This is a genomic window from Kribbella sp. NPDC051936 (assembly GCF_040680955.1).
Classification (GTDB): domain Bacteria; phylum Actinomycetota; class Actinomycetes; order Propionibacteriales; family Kribbellaceae; genus Kribbella.
On the sequence record NZ_JBFAXS010000001.1, the window covers coordinates 556,656 to 572,162 of the forward strand.

General features: G+C 69.7%; 15 protein-coding genes. 6 read left to right on the plus strand and 9 right to left on the minus strand.

What is annotated here, in order from left to right:
* Positions 1-36 precede the first annotated feature (36 nt).
* Positions 37-2,922, minus strand: a complete 2,886-nt coding sequence (locus tag AB0L64_RS02840; protein ID WP_363707051.1) for an AAA family ATPase — start codon at positions 2,920-2,922, stop codon at positions 37-39.
* A 135-nt stretch (positions 2,923-3,057) separates the two neighbouring features.
* Here AB0L64_RS02840 and AB0L64_RS02845 point away from each other — a divergent pair, with 135 nt between their 5' ends.
* A complete protein-coding gene (locus AB0L64_RS02845) occupies positions 3,058-3,798 on the plus strand; it encodes a hypothetical protein (RefSeq protein ID WP_363707053.1) in 741 nt (246 codons plus the stop codon).
* A gap of 10 nt (positions 3,799-3,808) precedes the next feature.
* On the opposite strand, the gene AB0L64_RS02850 is transcribed toward AB0L64_RS02845, so the two are convergent.
* Positions 3,809-4,525 (minus strand): DinB family protein, encoded by a 717-nt coding sequence (locus AB0L64_RS02850; protein ID WP_363707055.1) that lies wholly within the window; start codon positions 4,523-4,525, stop codon positions 3,809-3,811.
* Positions 4,526-4,649: 124 nt separating this feature from the next.
* Here AB0L64_RS02850 and AB0L64_RS02855 point away from each other — a divergent pair, with 124 nt between their 5' ends.
* Positions 4,650-5,648, plus strand: a complete 999-nt coding sequence (locus AB0L64_RS02855; protein WP_363707057.1) for an acyltransferase domain-containing protein — start codon at positions 4,650-4,652, stop codon at positions 5,646-5,648.
* Positions 5,639-6,400 carry an alpha/beta hydrolase gene (locus AB0L64_RS02860; protein ID WP_363707059.1) on the plus strand — a complete coding sequence of 254 codons (762 nt, stop codon included), beginning with the start codon at positions 5,639-5,641 and terminating at the stop codon, positions 6,398-6,400. Before AB0L64_RS02855 ends, AB0L64_RS02860 begins: the two co-directional genes overlap by 10 nt.
* On the opposite strand, the gene AB0L64_RS02865 is transcribed toward AB0L64_RS02860, so the two are convergent.
* The 4 genes from AB0L64_RS02865 to AB0L64_RS02880 all read right to left on the minus strand — a co-directional run bounded on the left by AB0L64_RS02865 (position 6,397) and on the right by AB0L64_RS02880 (position 10,066).
* Positions 6,397-7,146, minus strand: coding sequence for a nuclear transport factor 2 family protein (locus AB0L64_RS02865; protein ID WP_363707061.1), 750 nt, complete (start codon positions 7,144-7,146; stop codon positions 6,397-6,399). The two genes, AB0L64_RS02860 and AB0L64_RS02865, sit on opposite strands and share 4 nt — an antisense overlap.
* Before the next feature lie 55 nt (positions 7,147-7,201).
* Entirely contained in the window at positions 7,202-8,125 is a 924-nt protein-coding gene (locus tag AB0L64_RS02870) for an RNA polymerase subunit sigma-70 (protein ID WP_363707063.1), read from the minus strand.
* On the minus strand, positions 8,125-9,165 hold the full coding sequence (gene trpD, locus AB0L64_RS02875) for an anthranilate phosphoribosyltransferase (protein ID WP_363707065.1): 1,041 nt from the start codon (positions 9,163-9,165) through the stop codon (positions 8,125-8,127). The genes AB0L64_RS02870 and trpD overlap by 1 nt, the downstream gene beginning before the upstream one ends.
* A 145-nt stretch (positions 9,166-9,310) precedes the next feature.
* A complete protein-coding gene (locus tag AB0L64_RS02880; protein WP_363707067.1) occupies positions 9,311-10,066 on the minus strand; it encodes a glycoside hydrolase family 16 protein in 756 nt (251 codons plus the stop codon).
* Between the two features lie 75 nt (positions 10,067-10,141).
* Here AB0L64_RS02880 and sigJ point away from each other — a divergent pair, with 75 nt between their 5' ends.
* Entirely contained in the window at positions 10,142-11,020 is an 879-nt protein-coding gene (gene sigJ, locus AB0L64_RS02885) for an RNA polymerase sigma factor SigJ (RefSeq protein ID WP_359934495.1), read from the plus strand.
* On the opposite strand, the gene AB0L64_RS02890 is transcribed toward sigJ, so the two are convergent.
* Positions 11,001-11,738 (minus strand): aminoglycoside phosphotransferase family protein, encoded by a 738-nt coding sequence (locus AB0L64_RS02890; RefSeq protein ID WP_363707070.1) that lies wholly within the window; start codon positions 11,736-11,738, stop codon positions 11,001-11,003. The genes sigJ and AB0L64_RS02890 overlap by 20 nt on opposite strands.
* Positions 11,739-11,826: 88 nt before the next feature.
* Between AB0L64_RS02890 and AB0L64_RS02895 the strand changes: the two genes are divergently transcribed.
* On the plus strand, positions 11,827-13,092 hold the full coding sequence (locus AB0L64_RS02895; protein ID WP_363707072.1) for an FAD-binding protein: 1,266 nt from the start codon (positions 11,827-11,829) through the stop codon (positions 13,090-13,092).
* Between the two features lie 68 nt (positions 13,093-13,160).
* Here the strand turns inward: AB0L64_RS02895 and AB0L64_RS02900 are convergent, their stop codons facing one another.
* Positions 13,161-14,030 (minus strand): SH3 domain-containing protein, encoded by an 870-nt coding sequence (locus AB0L64_RS02900; RefSeq protein WP_363707074.1) that lies wholly within the window; start codon positions 14,028-14,030, stop codon positions 13,161-13,163.
* Positions 14,031-14,368: 338 nt separating this feature from the next.
* Here AB0L64_RS02900 and AB0L64_RS02905 point away from each other — a divergent pair, with 338 nt between their 5' ends.
* Positions 14,369-15,136 (plus strand): enoyl-CoA hydratase/isomerase family protein, encoded by a 768-nt coding sequence (locus AB0L64_RS02905; protein WP_363707076.1) that lies wholly within the window; start codon positions 14,369-14,371, stop codon positions 15,134-15,136.
* Here AB0L64_RS02905 and AB0L64_RS02910 read toward each other — a convergent pair.
* Positions 15,107-15,469, minus strand: coding sequence for a YciI family protein (locus AB0L64_RS02910; protein ID WP_363707078.1), 363 nt, complete (start codon positions 15,467-15,469; stop codon positions 15,107-15,109). The genes AB0L64_RS02905 and AB0L64_RS02910 overlap by 30 nt on opposite strands.
* Positions 15,470-15,507 lie beyond the last annotated feature (38 nt).

Below are 15,507 nucleotides of genomic sequence, written 5' to 3' on the forward strand. Positions count from 1 at the left end.
TGCGATCGATTCTTTGAGCCGCGAGCGGCGAAGACATCACTCGATCGTGTGATGTACGGCGGTGGCGAGCGCGACCCGGTTGGAGACGCCCAGCTTGGCGAACACGTGCCGGAGATGGGTGTTGACGGTGTGCGGCGAGATGTAGAGCCGCCTGGCCACGGCACCGTTCGTGAGTCCTTCTGCCACCAGCCGCGAGACTGCCTGCTCCGTCGTGGTGAGGCTGTCCCAGCCGCCGGCCGGGCGGTGCCTCGACCCACGGGGGCCAGGCCGGATGCCGAGTTCACGCAACCGCGCCCGGACGCGGCCCGCCCAGGCGTCGGCCCCCGCCTGCTCGTAGCGCTCCAGTGCCTCGGTCAGCAGCGTCGCTGCTTCGTCCCGCCGCCCGCCGTGGGCCAATAGCCTTGCCGCGTCCTCGCAGGCGCCGGCGTGCTCGACCAGGAGCGGGGCCTGGCGGGCGAGTGTGACGGCATGGAGCATCGGCTCGACCTCGCCGTCGACCATGCCCTGGCAGCGCAGCGCCAGGGACTGAACGGTCGGCACCTCCGGTGCCAGGGCCGCTCCCTCCGCTACGGCGCCGGCCACCTCGGCCGCGAGGTCACGATGGCCCAGCTCCAGGCCCAGACGCACGAGATCGGGCGCGAGACAGCGATGGTAGAAACGGCTCTCTCGTGCCGCGTCGAACCGCCAGCACCGCAGCAGCAGATCGTAGGCAGCCTGATGATCGCCCTGGGCCACCCTGAGTCCCGCCACCGCGAAGGCGAGGACTCCAGCGTTGTAGCTGAGCTGGTCGCCGTCCAGCGAGGCGGCGATTCCGGCGGTCAGCTCGCCGGCGGTCCGATGATCCCCCACGCCCGTCGCGATGATGGCCCGGTAGGCGAGGGACTGAGACACCAAGAGCGGGTTGCCCTTCTCCAGCGCGGTCCGGCCGCCGGCGATCAGGCCGGGTACGGCGTCGTCCCACTCCCCGAGCGCGAAGGACGCCTGGGCGTCGGCCATGAGCGTCTCGGAGAGCCACCATCCCGCGCCGAACTCGTCGTCGAGAGCAGCCCGGTACGCCGCTCGCGCCTCACCGACGAGGTCACAGTCGAACAGCGCCAGGCCGAGAAAGAACTTCGGCCGCAGCGGCAGCGATCTCGTGTCGGGCGAGTCCTCAGCCAGTAGCGATGCGCGCCGGGCGTGGACCAGCGCTTCACCGAAGCGGCCCTGCCGGCCCACCGCCACCATCAACGCCGTCAGAGCCCACACCGTCATCGCCGGATCGCTCGCCTGCTCGGCGATGGCCAGTCCCTGGCCGGCGGACGCTTCGCCTGCCCTCGGATCGCCCGTATAGGTCAGGGCCCAGCTCTGCTGGGCCAGCATCAGCACCCGGTCGGAGGGCTGAAGCTGGACAGGGTCGGCGAAGCTGGCCTGGACGACGGTGGACAGCTCGGCGGCACGGTTCTGGAGAGCCAACGCACCGACCAGCGCCACGCGCAACGGTGTGTGCACCTCGATGGCGTGCGGCCGCGCGAGCACCGCCTGTGCGCGGTCGGACGCCTCGGCAGGCTGCCCGGCGCGCAGCAGCGCCTGGACCAACTCCGCCGACACCAGATCCGCCTCGCGATGACCGCGGGGCAGCAGCGCGTCGGCGCGGCGCGTGAGCTCGACGGCGACGGACGGCGACCGAGCCGACGCTTCACGGGCGGCGTCCCGCAACCAGGCAACCGCCTGCTCGTCACCCCGCTCCGCGCCGAGGATCAGATGATCCGCCACGTCCAGTCGATCCGCGCCCCCCGCCATGAGTACGACCGCTGCCTCACGGTGCAGAAGACGGCGGGCCGCGGGCGGCACGTGCTGGTAGATCGCGTCGTGCACGAGCTGGTGCCGGAACACGACGCGTTCGTCGGCCACGTCCAGGAGCTGAGCGTCGAACGCGTGGCTGAGATGCCGGACCACCTCGGCCGGCGGCTGGCGGGTCACGGCTGCGACGTCGCGAAGTGAAACGGAGTCGCCCAGAACAGCCGTGACCTGCAGCAGTTCCAGCGCTGCCGGGGGCAGGTCGCGAAGGCGCCGAACCACAAGGTCGCTCAGCGAGGCCGGCAGCTCCGATGTCGTGACGTCGACGATGTCCCCGATGCGGCGCAGCCGGCCGTCATCGACCAGTGAGCGCACCGTGGCCACGGCCCACAGTGGGTTCCCACCGGCCTTGGTCAGCATCGCGGTCAAAGTGGGGCCAGGAGAAGCCCCAAGCGCGTCGCGGGCGAGCGCGGCCACCTCGTCGGGCGACAGCGGCTGGAGCTGCAGGGTGTGCGCGCCCCCGGCCGCTAGATCGGTGAGCAGCAGTTCCAGCTCAGCCGACCGCGGCGAGGACCGGGCTGTCACCACGACAAGCAACGCCGCCAGGGGGAGCTGCCGCGCCACCGACAGGATCGTCAAGAGACTTGCGCTGTCGGCCCAATGGATGTCCTCGGCCACCAGCAGCACCGGGCTCTTCGAGCACATGCTGTCGACCAGGTCCACAATCTCCTCAACGACCCTGTACTGGATGTCGCCGGCGGCGGGCGCAGACATCCCCGCGCCCCGGCCGTCCAGCAGCTCGCCGATCGCAGCCCTGCGCGGGTCGGGCGACCGCCGGCTCAGACTCAGGGCCTCAGCAACCACACCGAACGGGCGGGTGCGCTCGAAGGGATGCGCCTGGCCGCCGTACACGGCAACTCCACGAGAACGCGCGTCCTCGACGATGCAGTCCACCAGCCGGGTCTTGCCGATGCCGGCTTCCCCCTCGATCACCAGCGTCGACGCCTTGCCCTCGCTCAGATCGCGCACGGCAGCCGCAGCCAAGGCAAGCTCGGCTTCCCGTCCGACCAGACCCCCCTGGGAAGGCATGTTCAAAGGCTCTCCCCAGGCCAGTACCAGAGTCCAGCCGTCGAAGCGGGCGACCATTCAGAGTGGCCGCGCGGACACCCTGGGTCCATTGGAGTGCAGCTCCCGGCGCACTGGCACCTGGCCGTCGACCGAAGGCCGACGTGGCCCGTGCTGTGTCGGCGGCGGTGGTCGCGCTCTGCAAGGATTGCGGCCATGGTGAGCTTTCACGCGCGGTACGTGTCCGGTGATCCCGACGACGTATGGCGCGACCTGCGCGGTCTCGGCCTTCGGGTCTTCGACGCTCCGTATCGTGAGGACGCCGAGGCGGTGGCGCGGGAATTCGCCGGCCGGGCTCGCAGGAACGTCGAGATGGTCGTCGAGCGGCTGCAGGCGCAGGGGTTCCGGGCGGAGGTGAACGACGACGAGGGGACGCCGTGTCGTGCCCATGTTCCGCCGTCGCCGGACGCGGACGCGCTGGCCGACTGGCTGGAGGCGACGTTCGCGCCGTTCCCGATGACGGTGAGCGCATGGATCCGGCAGGTGGGCGACGTGTGGCTCGTCGGGGACTTGCCGGGTTGGCCGACCAGCATGCTCGCGGATCCGCTGGTGGTGCAGCTGGAATGGGCAGAGCACGGCGGTTCGCGCTCCTACTTCGAGGCCGAGCACGCCGCGTACCTGAAGGACACCACGCGCCAGGAGGCCGGTATCGCGTTCCAGCTCGACTACGCGCCCGACGAGCTCCACAAGGCGAACATCAGCGGAGACGCGCCGTACGGCATCGACCTGCCGGCCGTGGGAATCGACGGGAAAGTGGGGCCGACGATCTGGTTCGTCGACGACCTCAACACGGCATTCGCGGCCGGCGGCTTTCCCGGTGCGCTGTGGGAAGAGGGCTACCAGGAGCCGCCCGCCGGATTGCGCGAGTCGCTCGCCGCGGGACTGCTGCGGCTCTGACAGCGGCCGATCAGCTCGCGGCGATGGTGTCGAGGTCTCGGGTGGCGAAACGGTAGTGCTCCCAAGCTTCCTCGAGGATCACGTGCAGGCAGGATCTCGTGGTTTCGGGGTTCGCGTTGTGCGGGTTCTTACGGGCTGTGTCGAGCTCGGCCGGTGTCACCGTGGCGATGAAGTCGCGGACCAGTCCGAAGCGACTCGCGTGGACTTCGAGCACCTCGGCGTACGGCGGGTGGTCGGGCGAGCCTGCCACGCCGTACCGCAGGCCGAGCGGGTGGAAGTCCTCGCGCTCGAGGACCGATCGGCCGAACCACAGGTCGATGGCGTGCACCAGGTGCCGCAGTGTCTGCGCGAACGACCACTCGCCGCCCACGGAGACGTCGGCCGTGCCCGAGGGCATGGTCGCCACGCGCTCGATCGCCGTCGCCCAGGTCCGCTCGACCGCGGCCCACGCGGCCCGGAGGCCGTCCGGGTCCTTGGCCCGGCGCTCCGCCCGGCCCGGGAACCGACGGTTCAGCTCGTCCTCGACATAGCCCGAGACCTCGACGCCGTTCACCTTCAGGCTGCCGCCCGGCTCGACGATCCAGGGCGCGTCGATGTCCGCGCCCTGCAAGTCGATGCCGCGCATCACCACACCGGACAGATCGGACTCGACGAACCGGGCGCCGCGCAGATTCGCCCCGACGAACTCCGCACCTGCCAGGTCGTCGGACTCCCCGAACTTGGCCATTCCCAACTCCCTCAATAGACGTTTCGGCGAGCCTAGCCGTGACCTGGGACACAAAAGTCGTGCGCGAGACCGACGGCCCGTGGTGAGGTCGAGGGGACTGACCCGAAGGTGGGAGGACACGGCTGTGGACGTTCTGAGCGCGGCAGAACGAGTGGGCTTCACGAAGGAGGCATTGACGCGGTTCGATGGACTGGAGGTCGGCCCCGACCCACAGGTGCCCGAGGACGCCGAGGAGTTGCTGGCGTACTGCGGTGTGGACCCGGCTGATCGTGCTGCGATGCTGGCGGCGCGCCCGGATCCCGACCGCGAGCCCGAGTGGTGGGCGATCACGTGGGCTCTCGCAGGAGAGGTTGAAAGGGACATGGATCTGGCCCTGCCGTCCACAGGGTTCAGAGGCTGGCCCGCAGTACCGCGGGACGCGTCGCCGACGGGACTGTTCGCGCCGGCGTGGGCGCTGCTGGCCAACCTGCCGAGGCTGCGGGACCTGCATGAGCAGCGCGGCGTACCGGAGTCCGTGACGGTCGCAACAGTCTCGGCGCTCGGTGGGGTGATGGGCACGCACCGGCACATCTTCGGCTGTGCCGGCGTCGGGCTGATGCCGCTCTGGGGCCCGCCACTGAGGTTCCGCGGAGCCGACTACGAGATCGGCCGGCACGACTTCACCCGCACGCACATGGGTCTGGGCGACGGTGTGTCCGGCCATGTGCTCTCCATCCACATCCCACCGATCGGCCCGCTCGACGCGCAGGAGTCGGAGGAGTCGATCGCAACCGCGGTCGCGTCGTTCGAACGCTGGTACCCGGAGGAGCCGATCGCCGGGCTCGTTTGCCACTCCTGGCTGCTGGACCCGCAGCTGGCCGAGTACCTGCGCCCGGAGTCGAACATCATCCGTTTCCAGCGCCGCTTCGACCTGCTGCCGCTGCTGCCGCCCGAGGAGCCCACCGAGGGCGACCGTGAGCTGATGCGGCTCGGTTTGCACCTGGAAGTCCCGGATCACCAACTGACTGACGAGGACCTCGCCAAGATCCCGCAGGAGACCACGCTGCAAAGAGCGTTCGTCAAGCACCTGCGAGCTGGCGGGCATTGGTACGCACGGACGGGCATGCTGAAGAGATGGAACTGACGATCCCGGTCGGGCAAGACACGGTCTGGACCGAGCACCTGGCCGGCGACGGAGTGCCGATCGTGCTGCTGCACCCAGGCATCGGGGACTCGCGGTCGTGGGACCTCGTGATGCCCGGGCTCGACGGCAGACGAGTTGTCCGGTACGACGTTCGCGGGTACGGGCGCTCACCGCAACCGACAACTGAGTTCTCGCTGCTCGGCGACCTCGAGACAGTCCTCGACCAGCTGAACCTGGAACGGGTCCTGCTGGTCGGCTGCTCGATGGGCGGCAGTACTGCGCTCAGCTTCGCGCTGGCGCATCCGGAGCGGGCCCATGGGCTGGTGCTGCTCTGTCCAGGCATCCCCGGCTTCCCGATGCCGGAGGAGCCGGAGTTGGACGCGCAGTACGACGTACTGGCCGCGGACCGGGACGTGGAGGGCCTCGTACAGTTCGGCCTGCGGCACTGGGCTGCAGCGGGTGCTGACGACGCCGTGGTCGCGCAGCTGCGCGCCGCTGTCCCGGCGTGGTTCGACCAGGACGAGTACCTGAAACCGGATCCGCCCGTTTACGACCGGCTGCACGAGATCCAGGCCCCGTCGGTCGTCATGGTCGGCGACAAGGACCGCCCGATCCTCGCAGCCGTGGCCGGCGCCACCGCCGCACGCATCCCCGGCTGCCAGTTCGTCTGGCTCCCCGGCACCGACCACTTCCCGAGCCTCCGCGAACCACAGCTGGTGACCGACACCATCCTGCGGTTCGCAGCGGGCTAGGACGCCGGATAGGACAGATGCTGGTGGATCAGTTGCCAGCCGGTGGCGGTCCGGCGGAAGACGCGGGTGGCGCGTGAGGTGGTTTCGGTTCCGTCGGCGGTGACGTGGTCGACGGACCAGGCGACGGCCAGGTTGTCGGCGGATTCGATGGTCGGGTCGGGGACGGTGAAGGTGATTGGGTCCGGGCTCGAGGCCAGGCCGGCGGCGCAGACCTCGCGGACGGCTTGTTTTCCGGTGTAGTTGCCGTCGATCTCGTACGAGACGACGTTCTCGGCGACCGGCTCCATCAGGGCGTCCAGGTCGCCCGCGGTCGTGTCCGCGCTCCAGCGGTCCAACACCGCCGTGATCTCGGGAGCCGCCGAGTCCTCGTGCGGGAACGAATGGTGCTCGTGCGTGACGGTCCACTGGCCGTCGATCTTGCGGAGACCGATCGTGAGCCGCAGCAACTGTCGCGGATCGTCGTCCCCGGTGCGGCAGTGCAGCAAGGCGAAGGCGAACGCGACGTCGGCGCCCGCGGTCACGTCCAGCGATTCCAGTTCGAAGGAGGCACCGGACTTCTGCCACTCGAAGAAGCCGGGCCAGGTGTCGCGGTACGCGTCCAGGCCGCGCACACCGTCGTACGGCGGGGGCACGTCGAACATCACCAGGTCGGGTGCGTGATGCGCCAGCACCGTGTCCAGGTCGCCGGCGTGCACGGCCGCGACCCAGGTCTCGATCAGGGTGCGGATCGCCTGCTCGTCAGTCATGTCTCTCCCTCGGAAGGTCGTCTTCACCCCCTACAACCCGCGACGTCCGGCAAACTCATCGCGGCAGGTCGGCGGGCAGTCCGAAGGCCGGGAAGTCCGCTTCCAGATACGACACCACTTCGACGATCGCCGGCCCTCGCAGGACGACGACATCCAGCCCGCCGGGTACGTAGCGATCGCCCTGAAGCAGGTACGTGCCGAAGGCGAGCTGACCGTTCGCGCGAGCCGGGAGGAAGCGCCATTCCTCCCGCAGCGGCCCGTCGAGCAGGAACGCGCGGATCGCGTCCCGCCCGAGGAACCAGTCGGGCAGCGGCGGCATCGAGTACTTCGCGTCCGCCGCCAGCATGGCCACGATCGCGTCGACGTCACGCGCCTCCCAGGCCGCCACGTACCGCCGTACCAGGTCGCGCTCGCCCGATTCGCCCAATGCACGCAGTGTCTGCTGCTGACTCGGTACGTCGCTCACGACAGCCCGTGCTCGTTGCAGCGCGCTGTTGACCGCAGCAACCGTCGTCTCCAGCAACTCAGCCACCTCGCGAGCACTGAAAGCCAGTACATCTCGCAGTAACAGGACGGCACGTTGCAGAGCGGACAGGTGCTGCAGTGACGCGACGAAGGCGAGTTCAACGGACTCCAGCGCCAGAAGCTCGGCCTCTGGTGTCAGCGTGGACGTCCAGGTGAGCCTGCTGTCCGGATACGGGTCCAGCGTCTCCACCTCACGTCGACCGCGCCGCTCGATCAGGGTCAGGCAGCGGTTCGTCGCGATCTTGTAGAGCCACGGACGGATCGACCCGCGGTCCTCGTACCCGTGCAGGCCGCTCCACGCGCGCAGCAACGTCTCCTGGACAGCGTCCTCGGCGTCGGCATCGGAGCCGAGCATCCGGTAGCAGTGCGCGTGGAGCTCACCACGCCACGGATCGACCAAGCGTCCGAAGGCGTGCTCGTCACCCGCGCGTGCGGCGTCCAGCAGGTCTTGCATCACCCGCACGCTAACGAGTGGTTGGCCCAGCGGTCCAGGGTCTCGGCTGCTCGTCCACTGTCCACGGCCTCCTGGCAGCGTTCGAAGCAGTCAGCCAAGTGCTCCAGGCCGAACTCCAATGACAGCGTCGCCAGTGCGGCCGCGGCGTTCAGCAGTACGACGTCCCGCACGGGTCCGCGTTCTCCGTCGACCAGCCGGCGCAGCAGCTGTGCGTTGAACGCCGCACTGCCGCCACGAAGCTCTGCCAAGGACGACGGCCGCAGCCCCAGCGAGCGTGGGTCGAAGACGACCTCCGACGCGGACCCGCCATGCACGACCCACAGCCGTGAGTAGCCAGTCGTGGTGAGCTTGTCGAGCCCGTCGTCCCCACGGGCGACCAGTGCGGACGTGCCCCGCTCGGCGAGCGCACCTGCGAGCACGGGCAGCATGCGTGGGTTGGCCACGCCAACGAGCTGGTGCTGAGGGCGGGCCGGATTCAGCAACGGCGCGAGCACGTTGAACGCAGTCGGCACTGCCAACTCACGCCGTACGACGGCAACTTGCCGCAGGGCCGGATTGAAGCGTGGAGCGAACAGGAAGGTCAGACCGACCTCCGCCGCCATCCGAGCCGCGTCAGAGGCCGACAGGTCGAGTGGAACTCCGAGCTGCTCGACCAGATCCCCGCTACCAGCAGCAGATGAGGACGCGGCCCGCCCACCGTGCTTCACGACGGTGGCACCGGCCGCTGCTGCAACCACGCCCGCCATCGTGGAGATGTTGGCCGCGCCGGTACGGTCGCCGCCTGTTCCGACGATGTCGACGAACGGTCCGTCGATCCGCACCGGCGTCGCGTGCGAGCGCAGTACCTCGGCCAGCCCGTTGAGCTCGTCCGCGGTCTCTCCCTTTGCCTGCAATGCGATCAAGAACCCGGAGATCTGCGCCGGAGACGCGTCGCCCAGCACCAGTTGGTCCATCGCCCAGCCGGTGTCCGCAGCCGACAAGTCGGAGCCGGCCAGGAGCGCGGAGATCAGACCGGACCACGTCCGGAGTGTTGTTGCCATCGGCATTCCTCAGGGTGCTGGGCCGCCCACGAGGAGAACATGACAACGGCCGCCTCGCAGGAGACGGCCGGGTGGGTACGCGCGGATTCAGGCCGTCTGGTCGACGGCCCACCACATACTCGCGCGCTGGAACATGCCACCGACCTTAGCGCACGCGGTGCCGGACGTGGTCGACGGTGAAGGTGGGGACGTGGTCCCGCCCGGACTGCTCGGGGAAGTCGAACACCGCCAGCATCAGCTGCATCGGGTACGTCGGTGCGCCCCGGCAGCTGCGGATCGCCGCGCCGTCGACCGAGAACGTCGCCGTACCGCCGGACCACACCACGGCGTACATGTGGAACTCCCGGACGTCGATCGGCAACCGCACCGCCTCGAAGTCCTGAGGTACGGCGGGGTCGCGGATGGTCTTGAGCCCCATGCCGACCGCGGCGGACTCACCGGGGACGACCGTGTCGCCGAACACCTCCATGACACAGATCTCCCCACAGCGGTCCGGCTGGTCCTCCAGACCGACCATCCAGAGCGACACCATGGAGCCCGGAGCGATGTCAGCCCTGGCCCGCAGCTCGACGTGCCCGCCGTCCGCGGTCCAGCCCCAGAATGGCTCCTGCTCCTCCTGTACGAGCAGACCGTCACGGTATGGCTGCTGGCCGACCGTGCTGCCCACAGGACCCGAGTAGTTACCCGACTGGATGCCGGAGACGCGCAGGTCCGGTTTGTGCGAGCCGGCGCACCAGATGGCCTGCTCGACGGGGATGCTGAGCGTCAGACACGAGTTGGCCAGGCCGTACGTCGCGGCGGACGCACTACGCGAGCTCCACTGCGGTAGGTAGTACGGCGACCACACGGACAGATCCAGGGCCGACGCGTCGAAGTCGTCCGCGAACACCGGCTGAGTCATGCCCCCATGATCGGCCGATCCGGCCCTCTGTCACATCATGGTGGGCTGATCCGTCAGGGCACTGAGGAGGCAGCGGTGAACGAGCATGAGCAGCTGGCGCGGCGGTTCGAGGAGAACCGCGGGCACTTACGTGCGGTCGCGTACCGGATGCTCGGGTCGGTGGCTGAGGCCGAGGACGCCGTACAGGAGGCCTGGCTGCGGCTGAGCCGGTCCGACGTGAGCGATGTCGGCAACCTGGCGGGCTGGTTGACCACGGTGGTGTCGCGGGTCTGTCTGGACATGCTGCGCAGCCGTAAGTCGCGGCGGGAGGATTCGCTCGACACCTATGTGCCCGACCCGGTGATCGGCTCCCCGGGACCGGAGGACGAGGCGGTCCAGGCGGATGCGATCGGGCTGGCGCTGCTCGTCGTACTGGAGACGTTGTCGCCGGCTGAGCGACTGGCGTTCGTGCTGCACGACATGTTCGGCGTCGGGTTCGACGAGATCGCCACGATTGTGGACAAGTCGCCGGCCGCGACGCGTCAGCTGGCCAGCCGCGCGCGGCGCCGGGTCCAGGGCGCGCCGGCGAGTGACGGGGACACCGGCCGGCAGCGGGTGATCGTGGAGGCGTTCCTGGCGGCCTCCCGCGGTGGTGACTTCGAGGCGTTGCTGTCGCTGCTGGATCCGGACGTGCTGCTCCGCGCGGACGCGGGTACGGCGAGCGCGGAGTTCGCTGGGCCTGCGGTGTCGAAGCTCGTCCGCGGCGCGAAGGCGGTTGTCGAGCAGGCGCTGATGTTCAGCCGGATGGCGCCGTACACGGAGCCGGCGCTGATCAACGGGCTGCCCGGCGCGATCACCGTCGTCAACGGGCGGCTGATGGGCGTGATGGCGCTGACCGTCACCGACGGCCGGATCACCGAGATCGACATCCTCGCCGATCTCGACCGCCTCGAAGTCATTCCGCTGCCAGCCTGAGGATTCGCCGCGCCTGCGCCGCCACGGTCCCGGGTGGATTGCGGTGGGCGCTGGGGCCGCCCGGTCCGATCAGCGTCAGCCAGAAGCCGGCCCACAGGGTGCGCGCCTGGTGAAAACGGTACGGGTCCACCTCGAATCGTCGAACCAGCGGGCTTGGGTCGGCCTGGCGCCAGGACAGGTGCTCGACGAGGTTTGCCAGCTCGACCGCGCGGTCGCCCGAGCCGGCGTCCTCGAAGTCGACGATGCGGACGCGGGTGCCGTCCCAGAGGTAGTTGGTGAGGTTCGGGTCGCCGTGTGCGACGACCGGGTCCTGTACGACGGTCAGGTCGGGCGGCTCGTTGTCCAGCCAGGTACGGGCGGCTTGGCCGATCACGCCTGTCGTGTCGGCGAGTGCGGTCAGGCCGGTGCGGGTGCGGTCGACCAGTGCTTGGAGATCGATCTGCTGCAGGCCGTCGAACGGGGCTGACCAGAGCGTCTCAAGGGCGTCGCCGACGGCTGTGGTCTGGATGAGGGGCGGCTGAAGAGGGTGGCCGGGGACGAGCGTCATCGTGATCCACGGGGTGTCGCCTGCGGACAAGGCGAGGGGGACCGGGGTCAGGCCGGGAGCTGTTCGGGAGAGGAGGGTCAGGGCGGTCCACTCGCGGGTGGGTTCGTCGCGGGACCACGAGGTGTAGTGCTTGGTGAGGGTGGCGCCGGAGATCTCGACTGAGTGGGTCATCGGGAAAAGTTTGGCGGACCGTGTCGATTCCTGGCGGCCTCCTTCGACGTATGGGCAGGAAGCGGATACGGCGAAGGGGCGGGACCAGATGTCTACGCAGGCGGTTGCAGCGGTTGCCGGCGACGTGGTCGCGGGGCTGTTGGGGGCGGGGTTCAACGGTGTCGTCCGGCTGCCGGGCGAGCCGGAGTACGACGAGCAGCGGCGGTCGGTGATCCCGTCGGTGGACTCCCGCCCGCTGGTGATTGCCGAGGCGTACGCGCGGACCGACGTCCAGGCGGCGGTACGGACCGCTCGCGAGTACGGGGTACCGATCGCCGTGCAGGCGACGGGACACGGCACGCGGCTGCCGGCCGACGGCGGAGTCCTGCTGAAGACGACCCGGATGACCGGCGTACTGATCGACCCGGAGCGCCGGATCGCGAAGGTGGCCCCGGGCGCGCGCTGGGGTGCGGTGCTGGATGCCGCGCGGCAGTTCGGACTCGCGCCGCTGTCCGGCTCGCACCGTGACGTCGGCGTCACCGGGTACACGCTGGGAGGCGGCGTCGGCTGGCTGGCCCGCAAGTACGGGTTCGCGGCCGACAGCGTGATCCGCGCCGAGGTCGTCACCGCCGACGGCCGGGTGGTCACCGCCAGCGCCGAGCACCACCCGGACCTGTTCTGGGCGATCCGCGGCGGCACCGGCAACTTCGGCGTCGTGACCTCGCTGGAGTTCCGCCTGTACCCGGTCCGCGAGGTGCACGCCGGCATCGTGTACTACGGCATCGACCGCGCCGCCGCGATCCTGCGCCGGTACCGCGACTGGACCGCCGCCGTCCCCAACGAGCTGAGCACTGCGGTGGTTCTGACCCGCGTCCCCGGCACCGAGCAGCGCGCGGTCGCGATCAAGGTCCTGTACGCCGGTGCCGCCGACCTGGCGGAGCACCTGCTGAAGCCGCTGTTCGAGGTCGCCGGACCGCGGCTGGCCGGTGAACTGCGGACGATCGAGTACGCCGACGCCGCGATGGGCGGCACGCCCGCTCGGCACCTCGACTTCCTGGACACGCTGACCGACGAGGTGATCGACGAGGTCGCCGGCCTCGAGGACGCGACCGTCGAGATCCGGCACTGGGGCGGCGCGATGGCTCACCCCGGTCCGGGCGCCGGACCGGTCGGGCACCGCGAGGCGCAGTACTCCCTGATCATCGACCGCGAGGTCTCCCTGCCCACCTCGGGCCGGACGTTCGTGAACTTCCTCGGGGACCCGGGGCGTGCGGACACCGCGTACAGCGCGAAGGACCTGCAGCGGCTGCGGGAGGTCAAGCGAGCCTACGACCCGACGAACTTGTTCCACCTGAACGCCAACATCCGTCCATAGAAACGCCCAACATCCGCCCATGGAAAAGCGGCCCAGGTCCCCGCCCTGGGCCGCTGTCCTGCGGTAGATCAGACCGTGCCCGAGTTCCCGTAGACGGTCACGTGCACGTGGTCGTAGTGGTTCGCGGTCACGCCGCCGCGGTCCTCCATCGCGCGCCAGCCTTCGCTGCTGCGCTGGACCGTCCAGATGTGCTGCTGCCAGATCAGCTGGCTGACGCCGAGCTTCTTGTAGTTCGCCTTCAGCCAGTCCGCGACCTCTTGGCCCTCGGCGCCGCTGACCATGATGTCGAGCGCGTGGCCGGTCGAGTGCTCGGAGCCGCTGTCGCCGGACCGCAGGCCGCCGTACGACGTGATGTCGGGGAACTTGGCGCAGATCGCGCGGTGCACCCGGATCGCGTCCTGGGTGAGGCCGTCCTCGACGCCGGAGCCGGACGCGCAGGCCGCCTGGGAGATCGAGCCGGACGTGCTCGCGACCGGCTTCGTGGCGGACAGGTACTGCGCCTTGACCCAGCGGGACTTGCCGTCGCTGACGACCTCGGCGTACAGACCGTCGACCTTGCCGGTGACCGAGACCTTGGTGCCCTTCGGCAGCACGTCCAGCAGGACGCCGGTCAACGGCAGCGTCCAGAGGTTCACGTCGGTGGTGGTGTACTTCGTGCCGGTGATCTTCGGCGGCGCCGCGTTCAGCTCCTGGGCGGCGCGGGTCTTCGCCGCGGTCGGCTTCGGGATCGGCGCCTGCTTCTTCAGGTGCTTGGCCGTCGGGCTCGCCTTCGGCTTGGGCGCCGCGGTCGGAGTCGTCGACGTGATGCTGATCGGCGGACGCAGGGCGTCCCGGCTGACCGTGGTGTCGCGCGACAGCTGCAGGGACGAGCTGGCGATCGACGGGTCGAGCTGAACGTGATGGCTGGGGAGCGCGGCGGCCGAACCGGTGGCAACCATCGCCACTGCCGCGCCGGGGATCGCAACCTTCGCAATACCGGGCTGGATCACCTTGGGGCGCGACTGCCGGTGCCGCGCCTGTTTATGTCGTCCTGCAGCCACCTTGAACCCAATCTGCCGAGACCAAACCGTTATCGACCGGAGGAGTCAAGCACACATCGCCGCGCCGGTTCGAATCGGCCCCCACTCTTAACGCATTACGAACATCCACAGGCTGGGCCGCAGCGTGATCCGGCCGCTATCCGGATGTGACCCGTTCGAGATCAAACGCTTGGTGCACAAAACGCGGTGTGATCCAGGGCGCGGCGGGTCCGCGGAGTCTGCGGTTGACTGCCGGCGTGGGATTTCGGATCGAAGGTGGTGCGGTCGCGCGGCTTGTGATCGATCGGGCGGCGAAGCGGAACGCGCTGACCCGGGAGATGTGGGCGGCGCTGCCGGGGCTGCTCGCCGGGCCGGCGGCCGACGACGAGGTCAAGGTGCTGCTGGTGACCGGCGAGGGCGCGAGTTTCTCCGCCGGCGCCGACATCCGCGAGCTGATCTCGGGCGCCGACCCGGCCGATCCGATGGCGGAGCTGCGGGCGTCCAACCTGCGCGCCCAGGCGGCGCTGCGGGAGTTCCCGAAGCCGACGATCGCGGTGGTCCGGGGGCACTGCATCGGCGGCGGGCTGGAGATCGCGGTGAACTGCGACTTCCGGTTCGCCGCGCGGGACGCGAGCTTCGGTGTTACGCCGGCCCGGATCGGGGTCGTCTACCCGCCGGCCGCGATCAAGGTCCTGCTCGACCTGGTCGGTCCGGCGACCACGAAGTACCTGCTGTTCAGCGGTGACCTGCTGACCGCGGAACGGGCCGAGGCGAAGGGGCTGGTCGATCAGGTGGCCGATGACCCGATGGCGGCGGCCGAGGCGTTCGCGGACACGCTGGTGTCGCGGTCGCAGCTGACGATCCGCTCGGCGAAGGAGTCGGTCAACGCGCTGCTGGCCGGTCACACCGGGGACGCGGCAGCGGTACGGCGGTATCGCGAGACGATCGCCTGTGGTGAGCTCGCGGAAGGGATCGAAGCCTTCACGCAGAAACGGTCACCGCAGTTCGTCTGGCATCCCCGCTGAGATCAAGGTGCCGCGCAGCTCGACCCGGTCACCGGCGGCGGCCGAGACCCGGCCGGCGATCCGCTGCGCGTGCGCGTCGTCGGCGGCGTCGATCATGAAGAAGCCGGCCAGCTGTTCCTTGGCCTCGCCGTACGGGCCGTCGGTGACGACCTGCGCGCCGTCGCGCAGTTGCACGATCCTCGCCTCCGTCGGCGGTCGCAGGCCCTCCGAGCTGACCAGCTCACCGGACTCGGCGAGCTCCCGCTCGAGCCGCATCAGGCGGCCGAGCGCCGCGTCGTCCTCCGCGGTCCAGACCCGGTCGACGTGCCGGAAGATCATCACGACGTACTTCATGCGCCTCACGGTAACCATCCGGACCGACAGAACCCCGC